The 13,197-nt window shown below is 67.3% G+C and carries 14 protein-coding genes; 8 read left to right on the forward strand and 6 right to left on the reverse strand.

All coding sequences use genetic code 11. The features are described 5' to 3' along the window. Positions 1-5 precede the first annotated feature (5 nt). The 4 genes from cydB to purT form a co-directional block, all read right to left on the reverse strand. Complete coding sequence (cydB, locus tag AC1IQ6_RS25855; protein ID WP_102775235.1) at positions 6-1,160, reverse strand: cytochrome d ubiquinol oxidase subunit II; 1,155 nt, start codon at positions 1,158-1,160, stop codon at positions 6-8. 10 nt (positions 1,161-1,170) lie between these two features. Further along, positions 1,171-2,742 carry a cytochrome ubiquinol oxidase subunit I gene (locus AC1IQ6_RS25860; RefSeq protein WP_102775234.1) on the reverse strand — a complete coding sequence of 524 codons (1,572 nt, stop codon included), beginning with the start codon at positions 2,740-2,742 and terminating at the stop codon, positions 1,171-1,173. A gap of 121 nt (positions 2,743-2,863) precedes the next feature. Then, a complete protein-coding gene (locus tag AC1IQ6_RS25865) occupies positions 2,864-3,409 on the reverse strand; it encodes a GbsR/MarR family transcriptional regulator (RefSeq protein WP_102775233.1) in 546 nt (181 codons plus the stop codon). Positions 3,410-3,625: 216 nt separating this feature from the next. Continuing rightward, entirely contained in the window at positions 3,626-4,843 is a 1,218-nt protein-coding gene (gene purT / locus AC1IQ6_RS25870) for a formate-dependent phosphoribosylglycinamide formyltransferase (protein ID WP_102775232.1), read from the reverse strand. A 102-nt stretch (positions 4,844-4,945) separates the two neighbouring features. On the opposite strand from purT, the gene AC1IQ6_RS25875 reads away from it, so the two are divergent. From AC1IQ6_RS25875 to hprK, 8 genes are all read left to right on the forward strand, one after another. Beyond that, positions 4,946-5,935, forward strand: coding sequence for a KpsF/GutQ family sugar-phosphate isomerase (locus AC1IQ6_RS25875; RefSeq protein ID WP_102775231.1), 990 nt, complete (start codon positions 4,946-4,948; stop codon positions 5,933-5,935). Continuing rightward, on the forward strand, positions 5,932-6,540 hold the full coding sequence (locus AC1IQ6_RS25880; protein ID WP_181391051.1) for a KdsC family phosphatase: 609 nt from the start codon (positions 5,932-5,934) through the stop codon (positions 6,538-6,540). Before AC1IQ6_RS25875 ends, AC1IQ6_RS25880 begins: the two co-directional genes overlap by 4 nt. A gap of 37 nt (positions 6,541-6,577) precedes the next feature. Further along, the gene (lptC, locus tag AC1IQ6_RS25885) at positions 6,578-7,210 is read left to right on the forward strand and encodes an LPS export ABC transporter periplasmic protein LptC (RefSeq protein WP_102775229.1); all 633 of its coding nucleotides are present in this window, start codon (positions 6,578-6,580) and stop codon (positions 7,208-7,210) included. Next, positions 7,207-7,836 (forward strand): lipopolysaccharide transport periplasmic protein LptA, encoded by a 630-nt coding sequence (gene lptA, locus AC1IQ6_RS25890; RefSeq protein ID WP_102775228.1) that lies wholly within the window; start codon positions 7,207-7,209, stop codon positions 7,834-7,836. Before lptC ends, lptA begins: the two co-directional genes overlap by 4 nt. 32 nt (positions 7,837-7,868) lie before the next feature. Continuing rightward, positions 7,869-8,663: an LPS export ABC transporter ATP-binding protein gene (gene lptB, locus AC1IQ6_RS25895; protein WP_102775227.1), complete on the forward strand. Its 795-nt coding sequence runs from the start codon at positions 7,869-7,871 to the stop codon at positions 8,661-8,663. 214 nt (positions 8,664-8,877) lie between these two features. Then, positions 8,878-9,216 (forward strand): ribosome hibernation-promoting factor, HPF/YfiA family, encoded by a 339-nt coding sequence (gene hpf / locus AC1IQ6_RS25900; protein ID WP_209166691.1) that lies wholly within the window; start codon positions 8,878-8,880, stop codon positions 9,214-9,216. 349 nt (positions 9,217-9,565) lie between these two features. Continuing rightward, positions 9,566-10,021, forward strand: a complete 456-nt coding sequence (locus AC1IQ6_RS25905) for a PTS sugar transporter subunit IIA (protein ID WP_102775226.1) — start codon at positions 9,566-9,568, stop codon at positions 10,019-10,021. 21 nt (positions 10,022-10,042) lie between these two features. Beyond that, positions 10,043-10,969 carry an HPr(Ser) kinase/phosphatase gene (gene hprK, locus AC1IQ6_RS25910; protein WP_102775225.1) on the forward strand — a complete coding sequence of 309 codons (927 nt, stop codon included), beginning with the start codon at positions 10,043-10,045 and terminating at the stop codon, positions 10,967-10,969. A gap of 158 nt (positions 10,970-11,127) precedes the next feature. Here hprK and AC1IQ6_RS25915 read toward each other — a convergent pair whose 3' ends face one another. Both AC1IQ6_RS25915 and AC1IQ6_RS25920 read right to left on the reverse strand, forming a co-directional pair. Continuing rightward, positions 11,128-12,411, reverse strand: coding sequence for a c-type cytochrome (locus AC1IQ6_RS25915; protein ID WP_102775224.1), 1,284 nt, complete (start codon positions 12,409-12,411; stop codon positions 11,128-11,130). A gap of 9 nt (positions 12,412-12,420) precedes the next feature. Next, positions 12,421-13,155: a c-type cytochrome gene (locus tag AC1IQ6_RS25920; protein WP_102775223.1), complete on the reverse strand. Its 735-nt coding sequence runs from the start codon at positions 13,153-13,155 to the stop codon at positions 12,421-12,423. Between the last annotated feature and the right edge of the window lie 42 nt (positions 13,156-13,197).

Raw genomic sequence — 13,197 nt, forward strand, 5'->3', positions numbered from 1 at the left:
CTAAGTCAGTATGAGTTGGGCGTGCCGCCGACCGATTCCTCGGTGACCTTGCCGCGCATGACGCGGTAGACCCAGGCGGTGTAGACGGTGACGATCGGCAGGAAGACGGCGACCGCGATGACCATGATCCACAGCGTCAAGTGGCTGGACGAGCCGTCCCAGACCGTAAGCCCGGCCTGCGGTCTGGTCGACGAGGGCATGATGAACGGGAACAGCGAAAAGCCCGCCGTCAGGATCACGCCGGTGATCGAGGTAGCCGAGGCCAGGAACGCCAGCATGTTGGCGCGCACGCTCAGCAGCAGCGCCGCCAGCACCGCTCCCGCCACGCCCAGCGCGGGCGCGATCCACATCAGCGGCCACTTGGCGTAATTGGCCATCCATGCCCCGTCCTGCACCGACACGGTCTTCTGCATGGGATTGGAAGGGGCCGCCACGTCGATGGCGCTGGTGATCACGTGGCCGCCGATGCCGCCGGCCACCCAGAAGCCGCCGACGATGAAAAGCGCGGCGGTCAGCAACGCGCACAGCCGGCCCCAGTTGCGGGCGCGCTCGGCCACCGCGCCCTCGGTGCGCCAGGCCAGCAGCACGGCGCCGTGCATGGCCAGCATCACCACGCTCAGCACGCCGGCCAGCAAGGCGAACGGCATGAACAGCTGATAGAAGTGGCCTTCGTAGATGGGCCGCAGCGTGACGGGGTCGAACGTGAACGGCACGCCCAGGATGATGTTGCCCATGGCCACGCCGAACACCAGCGAGGCCAGCACGCCCGAAAAGCACAGCACGGCGTCCCAGCGGCTGCGCCAGCGGGTGTCTTCCATCTTGCTGCGGTACTTGAAGCCCACGGGCCGCAGGATCAGCGCGATCAGCACCAGCATCATCGCCAGGTAGAACCCGGAGAACGAGGCCGCGTACAGCAGCGGCCACGCGGCGAAGATGGCGCCGCCCGCGGTGATGAGCCACACCTGGTTGCCTTCCCAGACGGGGCCGACCACGTTGATCACCACCCGGCGCTCCACGTCGGTCTTGGCGACCACCGGCAGCAGCGCGGCCACGCCGAGGTCGAAGCCGTCCATCACGGCGAAGCCGATGAGCAGCGCGCCCATCAGCACCCACCACACCACGCGCAGGGTGCCGTAGTCGAAGGGGATCAGATTTTCCATGATGCTCTCCTCAGGCGCGCACGGCGGCGTGGACGGGATCGGCGGCGCTGTCGGGCGCCGGCTGATCGGACTTCGGTCCGGCCTTGATGGCGTGCAGCATCACCTTGACGCCGATGATGGCCAGCACCGTGTACAGCACCAGGTAGATCGCCAGGGAGATGACCAGGTCCATGACGGTCAGGCCCGAGGCCGCGTAGTAGGTCGGCAGCACGCCTTCGATCACCCAGGGCTGGCGTCCGTACTCGGCCACGAACCAGCCGCTTTCGATGGCGATCCAGGGCAGCGGCAGGCTCCACAGCGCCACCTTGAGCAGGCCGCGGCGGCTGTCCAGGCGGCCGCGCGAGGCCAGCCAGAAGGCCACGGCGAAGAACACGATCAGGTACATGCCCACCGCCACCATGATGCGGAAGGTCCAGAACAGCGGCGCCACCGTGGGCACCGTGTCCACCGCGGCCTGCTTGATGTCGGCCTCGGTGACCTTGCTCATGTCGGGCTGGTAGCGCTTGACCAGCAGCGCGTAGCCCAGGTCGGGCCAGGTCCGGTCGAACACCATGCGCGCGTCCACGTCCTTGGGATTGGCGCGGATTTTCTGCAGCGCGTCGTACGCCACGATGCCGTCGCGGATGCGGTTCTCGGCGCGCAGGATCAGGTCGTCGATGCCCAGCAGCGGCGTGGTCAGCGAGCGCGTGCCGATGATGCCCATGACGTACGGGATCTCGATGGCGAAGTCGTTCTTGCGCTCTTCCTGGTTGGGCCAGGCCACCAGGTTGAAGGACGCGGGCGCCGGCTCGGTGTGCCACATGGACTCGATGGCCGCGATCTTCATCTTCTGGTGTTCGGTGGTGAGGTAGCCGCTTTCGTCGCCCAGCACCACGACCGACAGCGCCGAGGCCAGGCCGAAGCTGGCCGCGACCGCCATCGAGCGCTTGGCCAGGTCGATGTGGCGGCCCTTCAGCAGGTACCACGCGCTGATCGACATGACGAACATGGCGCCGGCCACGTAGCCCGCGCTGACCGTGTGCACGAACTTGGCCTGGGCCACCGGGTTGAGGATCACCGCGGCGAAGTCGGTCATCTCCATGCGCATGGTGTCGGGATTGAAGACCGCGCCCACCGGGTTCTGCATCCAGCCGTTGGCGATCAGGATCCACAGCGCCGAGAAGTTGGTGCCGAACGCCACCAGCCAGGTCACCACCAGGTGGCTGACCTTGGACATGCGGTTCCAGCCGAAGAAGAACAGGCCGACGAAGGTGGCTTCGAGGAAGAAGGCCATCAGCCCCTCGAGGGCCAGCGGCGCGCCGAAGATGTCGCCCACGTAGTGGCTGTAGTAGGACCAGTTCATGCCGAACTGGAATTCCATCACGACGCCGGTGGCCACGCCCAGCGCGAAGTTGATGCCGAACAGCGTGCCCCAGAACATGGTCATCTTTCGCCAGATGGGGCGGCCGGTCATGACGTACACGCTCTCCATGATGGCCAGGATGAAAGACAGGCCGAGCGTGAGGGGAACGAACAGGAAGTGGTAGAGGACGGTCGCGGCAAACTGGAATCGCGACAGGTTCACGACGTCGAGATCAATCATCGGGGCGCTCCCAAAGAGATGCCACGGCAACCGGCATGGTTCCCAGGCCGTCTGCGCCCAATGGTAAGGGCGTTGGATACAACTTCATAGGGGTTATCCATAAATTCAGGACAGATCACTTTCATTCCTTGCCGCGCAATTTGCCGGCGAAGCCCAGCACCTTCTGCACCTTGGAACCCAGTTTCATCAGGTTCTGCAGGGTTTCGGGAGGCAGGCGCTGGACCTCGTCGAACCATCCGGTGGAGAGCTCGATGAGCTCCAGCATCTCGGTCATGCGCTGTTGCGCGTAAGCCTCATCCGGCCCGGATGGCGGCTCCAGCAGGGTGTCCCGCAGCAGCGAGAGCGTGGGATCGATCTCGCGCTTGCGCTTTTCTTCCATCAGGGTGCGGAAGATCTCCCAGACGTCCTTGGGGGTTTCGAAGTAGTCGCGGCGGTCGCCCACCTGGTGGATGAGCTTGACCAGGCGCCAGGACTGCAGCTCTTTCAGGCCGAGGCTGACGTTGGAGCGCGAAAAGCCCAGCGCGTCGGCGATGTCGTCGGCGTTCAGGGGCTTGGGGGAGAGGAACAGCAGGGCGTAGATCTGGCCGACCGTGCGGTTCACGCCCCAGCGGCTGCCCATTTCCCCGAAATGCAGGATGAAGCGTTCGTTTTGCGGGGTGAGAGCCATGATCGATCCTGCGCCAGCGGTACGGAAGCGGCGAACCGGAAAAATCCAGTTACGTCACTTTCAGAAATTTCTGAAATTATCGAACAAACCATGCGAAAGCGCAAACCACACCGGCGGCATGGGGATGCACGCAAGCGGGACGGGCATCGACGGCGGACGAACGCAAGCAGCCCCCGCCTGGGCGGGGGCTGCTCGTGAAAACCGAAGAAAAAGCGGCTAGCCGGCCTGGACCGACACGGCGGCGGCCACCCGCTTGGCCTTGGCGCGCGCGGCCGCGACGTCGTCGGCCACGGCCAGGCCCACGCCCATGCGGCGCTTGACGAAGGATTCGGGCTTGCCGAAGAGGCGGATATCGGTGCCGGGCTCGGCCAGCGCCTCGGCCACGCCGTGGAACGACACGGCCGCGGCGTCGACGCCGCCGTAGATGACGCTGCTGGCGCCCGGCTGGCGCAGGCTGGTGTCCACCGGCAGCCCCAGCAGCGCGCGGGCGTGCAGTTCGAACTCGCTCTGGACCTGGGTGATCAGGGTGACCAGACCGGTGTCATGCGGGCGCGGGCTGACTTCCGAGAACCAGATCTGGTCGCCGGCGACGAACAGTTCCACCCCGAAGATGCCCAAACCGCCCAGGTTGGACGTGACGGCCAGCGCGATCTCGCGCGCGCGCTCCAGCGCCGCGGGCGACATCGGGTGCGGCTGCCAGCTTTCCACGTAGTCGCCGTCGACCTGCTTGTGGCCGATGGGCTCGCAGTAGCGGGTCTCGATCTGGCCGTCGGCGCCGCGGGCGCGCACGGTGAGCAGGGTGATTTCGTAGTCGAAGCGGATGAAGCCTTCGACGATGGCGCGCCCGCCCCCTACCCGGCCGCCCTCCTGGGCGTAGCGCCAGGCGTCGGCGATGTCGTCGGCGCTCTTGATCAGGGACTGGCCCTTGCCCGAGGACGACATGACCGGCTTGATGACGCAGGGATAGCCGATGCCGCCGTCGATGGCCTGGCGCAGCTCGGCCTCGGTGTCGACGAAGCGGTAGGGCGAGGTCGGCAGGCCCAGGGTTTCGGCCGCCAGGCGGCGGATGCCCTCGCGGTTCATGGTGAGCTGGGCGGCGCGGGCGGTCGGCGTCACCCGGGCCACGCCGGCCGCTTCCAGGTCGACCAGCAAATTGGTGGCAATGGCCTCGATTTCGGGGACAATAACGTGCGGCCGCTCCTGTTCGATGACTTTGCGCAAGGCCTGCGGGTCGGTCATCGAGACCACATGCGCCCGGTGCGCCACCTGGTGGCCCGGGGCGTCGGCATACCGATCCACCGCGATGACCTCCACGCCCAGCCGCTGCAGGGCGATGATGACCTCTTTGCCCAGCTCGCCCGCCCCGAGCAGCATGACGCGGGTGGCCAGGGGAGACAAAGGCGTGCCTAGAACGGGGCTGGGAAGGCTGGACATGGACGAACCTGCAGGAGAGTTTGGAAGCCGTTGAAAAGAGCCGCCAGGATGCCATACCCCCCTGCTCGGGGCAAACCCGCATACTGATATTAAAATCCGCCCATGACTGACCATCCCACCACTACGTCCGAGACCGCGCTGGCATCTGCGCGCAGAACGCTGCAAATCGAAAGCCAGGGGCTGCTGGACCTGTCGGCCCGGCTGGACGACAGCTTTGCGCAGGCGGTCGCCATGCTGCTGGCCTGTCGCGGCCGCGTGGTGGTGAGCGGCATCGGCAAGACCGGCCATATCGCCCGCAAGATCGCGGCGACGCTGGCCTCGACCGGCACGCCGGCCTTTTTCCTGCACGCGGCCGAGGCCGTGCACGGCGATCTCGGCATGATCACCCGCGACGACGTGATCATCGCGATTTCGTATTCGGGCAGCGGCCAGGAATTGCTGACCATCCTGCCGGTGGCCCGCCGCATGGGCGCGCGCCTGGTCGCGATCACGGGCAATCCGCGTTCGGAACTGGCCGAGCTGGCCGACGTGCACCTGGACGCCAGCGTGGCCCAGGAGGCGTGTCCGCTGAACCTCGCGCCCACGGCCAGCACCACCGCCGCGCTGGCCCTGGGCGACGCGCTGGCCGTGGCCTGCCTGGAGGCGCGCGGCTTCGGCCCGCAGGATTTCGCGCGCTCGCACCCCGGCGGCGCGCTGGGCCGCCGCCTGCTGACGCACGTGCGCGACGTGATGCGCCAGGGCAACGCCCTGCCCATCGTGCTGGCCGGCACGCCGGTGTCGCAGGCGCTCGAGGTCATGTCCGCCAAAGGCATGGGCATGACGGTCGTGACCGACGCGCAGCACCGCCCCCTGGGTATCTTCACCGACGGCGACCTGCGCCGCCTGATCGCGCGGCACGGCGACATCCGCAGCCTGACCGTGGAATCCGGCATGACGCGCTCGCCGCGCAGCATCAATCCCGACGCGCTGGCCGTCGAGGCCGCGCAGCAAATGGACGAACAACGGCTCAACCACATGCTGGTGCTGGATGCCGACGGCGCCCTGCTCGGCGCCCTGCACATGCATGATCTGATGGCCGCTAAAGTGGTATGACTATGACTCTTCCTGCTTCCGTGACTCACCCGGCCGACGCGCTGGTCCTCGCCCGCATCCCCGCCGCCGTGCGCGAACGCGCCGCCACCGTGCGCCTGATGGTGTTCGACGTGGACGGCGTGCTGACCGACGGCAGCCTCTATTACGGCGAAAGCGGCGAACTGCAGAAGCGCTTCAACGCGCTGGACGGCCACGGGCTGCGCCTGCTGATGGAAGGCGGGCTGACGGTGGCGCTGATGACCGGCCGCTCGGGCCCGATCGTGGCGCGCCGCGCCGCCGAACTGGGCATAGCCGAGGTGGTCCAGGGCGTGCGCGACAAGGGCGGCGCGCTGGCTGAACTTGCGCAGCGCTGCGGTGTCCAACTGAACCAGACCGGCTATATGGGCGATGACATCATCGACCTGCCGGCCATGCAGCGCGCGGGCTTCGCCGCCAGCGTGCCGAACGCCCCGGGCTACGTCAGCCAGGCCGCCCACTGGGTGTCCACGCAGGCCGGCGGCAACGGCGCGGTGCGCGAATGCTGCGACCTGCTGCTGGCGTCCCAGGGACGCCTGGGCGCATTCCTGGCGGCGCCGGGCCTGCTGGGTCCGGGCGCCATCCAATGACCGCCGCGACAACCGACACGCCCTTGCGGCGAACCCGATGAAAGAACGTTTTCCCTCTCTGATCGCCCTGTTCCTGCTGGTGGTGCTGGTCACCAGCTCCTGGTGGGCGGCCGATTACGCGCAGCGGGCCATCCCGGTGGACCCGCCGCGCCGCGTCACCCACGAGATGGACGCCTGGTCGCGCGATTTCGTCATGCTGCGCACCGATCCCAGCGGCCGGCCCATCAACCGGCTCGAAGGCCAGTACGCGGAACACTTCCCCGACGACGACTCCTATCACATCACCGCGCCGCGCGCGGTGGGCCAGCGCGAGACCAACCCCATCACGGTGGCCGTCTCCAAGACGGCCGTGATGGAGCAAGGCGGCAAGCGCATCGTCATGAACGGCGACGCGCACGTGCATCGCCAGCCCGACGCCAACAACGACATGCTGGACGTGCGCAGCCAGCAACTGATCATCCTGCCCGACGAGGACGTGGTCTATACCGACCTGCCGGCGGAGGTCCTCAAGGGCCGTTCGCGCATGAACGGCAAGGGCATGCGCTACAACAACAAAACGCGCCAGCTGCAGGTTTCGGCATCGACCGATGTGGAAATCGCCGGTTCCGAAGGCAAGCAGCAGCCCCGGAACGGCGTTCCCGCCAACAACACTGACCAGAAAAAACCATGACCGACCTCCGGATTCTCCTTGCCCCGACGACCCGCCTGATCGGCGCCGCCCTGCTGGCGGCCGCGGCGCTGGCGCCGGTCCACGCCGCGGAACAGGGTTCCAAATCGGCGCCTGCGGCCGAAGAGCCCAGCACGCTGATCCTGTCGGAGACCCTGCACTACGACGACGTGAAGAAGAAAAGCGTCTTCACGGGCAACGTCAGCCTGACGCGCGGGCTCATGACGCTGACCTCGGACGTGCTGGAGGTCAACGAGGACGCGAAGGGCAACCAGTTCGGCACGGCCACCGCCAACAAGGGCAAGGTCGTGACCATCCGCCAGGAGCGCCCCGAGACCTTCGAGCTCATCGAAGGCAAGGGCCTGCGCGCCGAGTACGACGGCTCCAAGAGCACGTTCGACCTGATCGGCCAGGCGGTCGTGATCCGCTACGTCTGTGGCAAACCCTTCGACACCATCCGCGGCGAACGGGTGCGCTACAACGAAAAGACCGGCACCTACGAAGCCCAGGGCGGCCCCAACTCGTCGGCCCCCGGCGGGCGGGTGCGTTCGGTCGCCGAGCCGCGCGCCAAGTCCGACGCCGCCATCGCGGAATGCCGCAAGCAGCAGGCCGCCAAGAAAGGGCGTTGAAGCGCCTCCCAGCCACACCATACGCAGCCACGATGAACCAACCCACAGTGCAGACTCCCGTGACCTCCGCCCCGACGGGCGTCAAGCAGGGCAGCCTGCGCGCAACCGGCTTGCGCAAAACCTATAACGGCCGCACGGTGGTGCAGGACGTCTCCCTGTCCGTCGTCAGCGGCGAAGTCGTCGGCCTGCTCGGCCCCAACGGCGCCGGCAAGACCACCAGCTTCTACATGATCGTGGGCCTGGTGCCCGCCGACGCCGGCCGCATCGAGATCGACGGCGCCGCCATCACGGCCATGCCCATCCACAAGCGCGCGCGCATGGGGCTGTCGTACCTGCCGCAGGACGCTTCGGTGTTCCGCCGCCTGACGGTGGAGCAGAACATCCGCGCGGTGCTCGAGCTTCAAACGGGGCCGGATGGGCGCGCGCTGTCCACGGCCAAGATCAACGAGCAGATGGAATCCCTGCTCGAAGAACTGCAGATCGGCCATATCCGCAGCAATGCGGCCATTTCGCTGTCGGGCGGCGAACGCCGCCGCGTCGAGATCGCGCGCGCGCTGGCCACCAGCCCGCGCTTCATCCTGCTGGACGAGCCCTTCGCCGGCGTCGACCCCATCGCCGTGATCGAGATCCAGCGCATCGTGCGCTTCCTGAAGGGGCGCGGCATCGGCGTGCTGATCACCGACCACAACGTGCGCGAGACGCTGGGCATCTGCGACCGCGCCTACATCATCAGCGAGGGCAAGGTGCTGACCGACGGCCATCCCGAGGAAATCGTGGGCGATCCCGCGGTGCGCCGCGTCTATCTGGGCGAACACTTCCGCATGTAACCGGCGGGTCCGGGAAGACCCTAGGCGGGCCGCCGGTACATCCTAGGGACTCAGCCATAAAAATGACATGTTATTGCGCTAGCTCAGCTTGTTTTATCGGCCCGAGTCTATACACTAGTACTAACCGAAACCGCTGAATTCAAGGAGAACGCCTAACGCACAAGCCGCGCATTTCTGCGCAATTTTTTTCCCTCTTTTAGAAGGAGAGCACACTATGAACCTGAGCATCTGCGGTCGTCACCTCGACGTCACCCCGGCCATCCGGGAATATGTCATGAACAAACTGGCGCGAGTGCTGCGGCATTTCGATCACGTCATCGATACCCAGGTCATGCTCTCGGTAGAGCCCCTGCGGCATAGAGCCGAAATCACCATGCGTCTGAGCGGTAAGGACATTCATTGTGAAGCTACCGATGAAAATCTCTATGCGGCCATAGATCTTCTGGCAGACAAGGTCGACCGTCAGGTCATCAAGCACAAGGACAAGGTACGAAGCCACACGGCCGAGTCAGTGAAGCGGCAAGCGGCGAACCTCTCGCCAACCCAGCAGTAACGCGCCTCACGACAGCTCGCCATGTGCGGCTAACGAAACAGCGATTCTCGAATCCTGCCTGAGTCCCGGTGTCCCGCTAGACCACGCGTCCAGCCGGGGCATCGGCAAACTTCCCCCTCCCCGCTTCACCCCCCCCAGCGTTTTTCCCCGTACCGGCCCGCCCGGCGCACCCGTTTTCCCGCCCGCCCCCCGAATTCCCCGTCCACGCCGTGGCGCACGGCGCAAGAATGCCCACAATCCGGCGCTTACGGTCTATGCTGTCGCTCTTGCCGTCCCACGGCGCGCCTTCGCAGGGGACGCGTCCAGAGGCCGATTATTGCACTGCGTCATATAACCATATAATGATCCGATGAATCATTTGTCGCGCATCCTTCCCGCCGGCAACGTCGTGCTCGATATGCTCGCCACGAGCAAGAAACGTGCGTTCGAACAAGCCGGCCTACTCTTCGAAAACAACCACGGCCTGGCGCGCGCGCTCGTCTTCGACAGCCTGTTCGCCCGCGAACGCCTGGGGTCCACCGCGCTGGGCCAGGGCGTGGCGGTGCCGCACGGCCGCGTGAAGGGCCTGGAGCAGGCGCTGGCGGCCTTCATCAGGCTGGCCCAGCCCATCGCCTTCGATGCGCCCGACGGCCAGCCGGTCTCGATGCTGCTCTGCCTGCTGGTGCCCGAAGCGGCCACGCAGCAGCACCTGGACATCCTGGCCGAACTGGCCCAGCTCATGTCCAACAAGGCATTGCGCGAGGCCCTGGCCACCGAAGCCGATCCGGCCGTCGTCCACAAGATGCTGACGACCGGGCAACTCTGATCCACTCGCGGACACGCTGCCATGCTCACGGTGCAGGAACTCGTCGACGACAACGCCGACAAAATCCCCTTTAACTGGATTTCGGGCCAGGGCGCGGCGGACCGCGCGATTCCCGACGACGGCATGTCGGCCGCCGACCTGGTCGGCCACCTGAACCTGATCCACCCGTCGCGCATTCAGGTCTTCGGCCAGGAAGAGCTGGCGTACTACACCCGCTTCGACCTGCGCCGGCGCATGCACCACATGGACGAGCTGCTGATCGGCGGCGTTCCGGCCATCCTGCTGGCCGACGGCCTGAGCCCGCCGCAGGACCTGATCGACCAGTGCGACCAGCACCAGGTGCCGCTGCTGTCCACGCCGGTCGCGGCCGCGCAGCTCATCGACCTGCTGCGCATCTACCTCGGCAAGAAGCTGGCGCCCACCACCACGGTCCACGGCGTGTTCCTGGACGTGCTCGGCCTGGGCGTGCTGATCACCGGCGAATCCGGCCTGGGCAAGAGCGAACTGGCGCTGGAACTGATCTCGCGCGGCCACGGCCTGGTGGCCGACGACGCGGTGGAGTTCTCGCGCACCGCGCCCAACATGATCGAAGGCCACTGCCCGCAGCTGCTGCAGAACCTGCTGGAAGTACGCGGCCTGGGCCTGCTGGACATCCGCACCATCTTCGGCGAGACCTCCGTGCGCCGCAAGATGCGCCTCAAGCTCATCGTGCACCTGGTGCGCGCCACCGCGCAGGACAAGTTCGAACGCCTGCCGCTGCAGGACATCACCCAGGACATGCTGGGCCTGCCGGTGCGCAAGGTGATGCTGCAGGTCGCCGCGGGCCGCAATCTGGCCGTGCTGGTCGAGGCCGCCGTGCGCAACACCATCCTCAAGCTGCGCGGCATCGACACGCTGGGCGAATTCATGGAACGCCAGGCGATGGCGATTCTGCAGAGCAGTAAATAGCGTGATGGGTTTCGCGCGCTCGATGTTGGCGTTCTTGTCCAAAGATTCTCGCGCTGCACCCATCCTGCGATGCAACTCGTAGGACAGGTGCAGCGCGAGATATTCGACATAAGAAATCAAGCGCCGGACGCGCGAAACCCATCAGGCAACGCCACCCCCTAATTCCGCGTAGACGCCGCGCGCGCCCGCTTGACCTCCAGCGGCGTCACGCCCCCGGCCTCGTTGCCCCAGCTATTGCGGATGTACGACACCAGCATGGCGACATCGCTGTCGTTCAGCAATTGCCCGAACGGCGGCATGCCGTGGGGCCGCGGGTTGGCCGCCGTGGCGGGCGCGTAGCCGCCGTCCAGCACCATGCGGATCGCGTTGACGGGCGACGGCGCGGTCACCGTGGGATTGCCGGCCAGCGCCGGCCAGGCCGTGCCGCTGCCTTGGCCTTCGGCCTGGTGGCATTGCACGCATTGCTGCTGGTAGAGCTTGCCGCCCAGTTCCATCGCCGCCGGCGACACCGGCGCCTTGGGCGGCTGCGCCGCGGCCGGCGCGGCCGGCAGCGACTTGAGGTAGACGCCGATGGCCAGCGCGTCGTCGTCGCTCAGGTGCTGCGTGCTGCCCAGCACCACTTCGGCCATCGGCCCGCTGACGCTGGAATGCCGCGACACGCCGGTCTTGAGCAGCATGGCGATGTCCTCGGCCGACCAGCGCCCCATGCCGGTCTGCATGTCATTCGTGAGCGGCGGCGCGTACCAGTCCAGCACCGGAATCACGCCGCCGCCCAGCGGCTGCTCCGAACGCAGCGCGCCCATGCTGTTGCGCGGCGTATGGCAGGCGGCGCAATGCCCCAGCCCTTCGACCAGATAGCGGCCGCGGTTCCATTGCAGCGACTGGCCGGCGTCGGGCTCCATCACCCCGGGCTTGAAGTACAGCGCGCGCCAGGCGGCCAGCAGGGCGCGCTGGTCGTACGGGAATTCGAGCTCGGGCGGCCGGTTCGCGCGGCTGACCGGCGGCACGCTGCGCAGGTAGGCGTACAAGGCGTCGGCGTCCGCGCGCGTGATGCGCGTGTACTCGGTGTACGGGAACGCGGGATAGAGCAGCGTGCCGTCGCGCGATTTGCCGTTGTGCAGCGCCTGCCAGAAATCGTCGGCCGTCCAGGCGCCGATGCCGGTCTGTTCGTCGGGCGTGATGTTGGGGCCGTACACCGTGCCGAACGGCGTCGGGATGGGCGTGCCGCCGGCCAGCGGCTGGCCGCCGCGGCTGGTGTGGCAGGCCATGCAGTTGCCGGCCTGCGCCAGGTAGCGGCCGCGCTCGACCAGCGTGGCCGCGTCCTGCGCGGCGGCCGCCGGGCCGGTGCTGGCGTCGTCGCGCGTGCCCGCCCAGTAAAGGCCGCCGGCCGCCACGACCAGCGCCAGCAACAGGACCCACAGGACTTTCTTCATGAGTTTCATCGCGGCTCCCTAGCGTTGCGCCTGGCTGCCGCATTCGGCCGGCAGGCGCAGCGAGCCCGCGGGCTCGGGAGCATAAGGTTCGACCACGGGCCGCGACGACAGCCACGCGGCCAGCGCGCCGATGTCGGCGGGGGTGAGCTTGGCGGCGACGTCGGCCATGCAGTCCGGCTCGGCGGCGCGGCGCAGGCCGTTCTTCCAGCCGCCGATCTGCGAGCCGATGTAGTCGCGCGGCAGGCCGAGCAGGCCCGGGATGGCCGGCAGCACGCCGCCCAGCGCGGCGCCGTGACAGGCCGCGCAGGCGGGCAGCCCGCGCGCCGCGTCGCCGTCGAGCGCCAGCTTGCGGCCGGCCTCCAGCGTGGCGGCGGACACTTCGGGGCGGGCCGGCGGCGGATACGGCACGTGCTGCCCGGCGAAATACGCCGCCATTTCACGCAGGTATTCGTCCGGCAACCCGGTGAGCAGGTGCGTCATGGGCCGATACTGGCGCCGGTCGTCGCGGAAATTCAGCAGCTGGTGGTACAGATAGTCCTGGGGCTTGCCGGCCAGGCGCGGATAGTAGCCGTCGGCGCCGGCGCGGCCCTGCTCGCCGTGGCAGGCCGTACAGGCCGCCACGCGCGCCGCCATGGTGTCCGGGCGCAGGGTCTCCTGGGCCTGGGCTGGCGTGGCCGCAAAAGCGGCGGCGAGGATCGGAATTGCCCAAAACCGCGGCAGTGAAACACTACGAAAGGAAATGAAGGCTAACATCTATGTCGAATTCCAATCCCCCCGAAGCGCATGACGGCGGGG

The sequence above is a fragment of the Achromobacter sp. MUI-25009338 genome, from assembly GCF_057359325.1.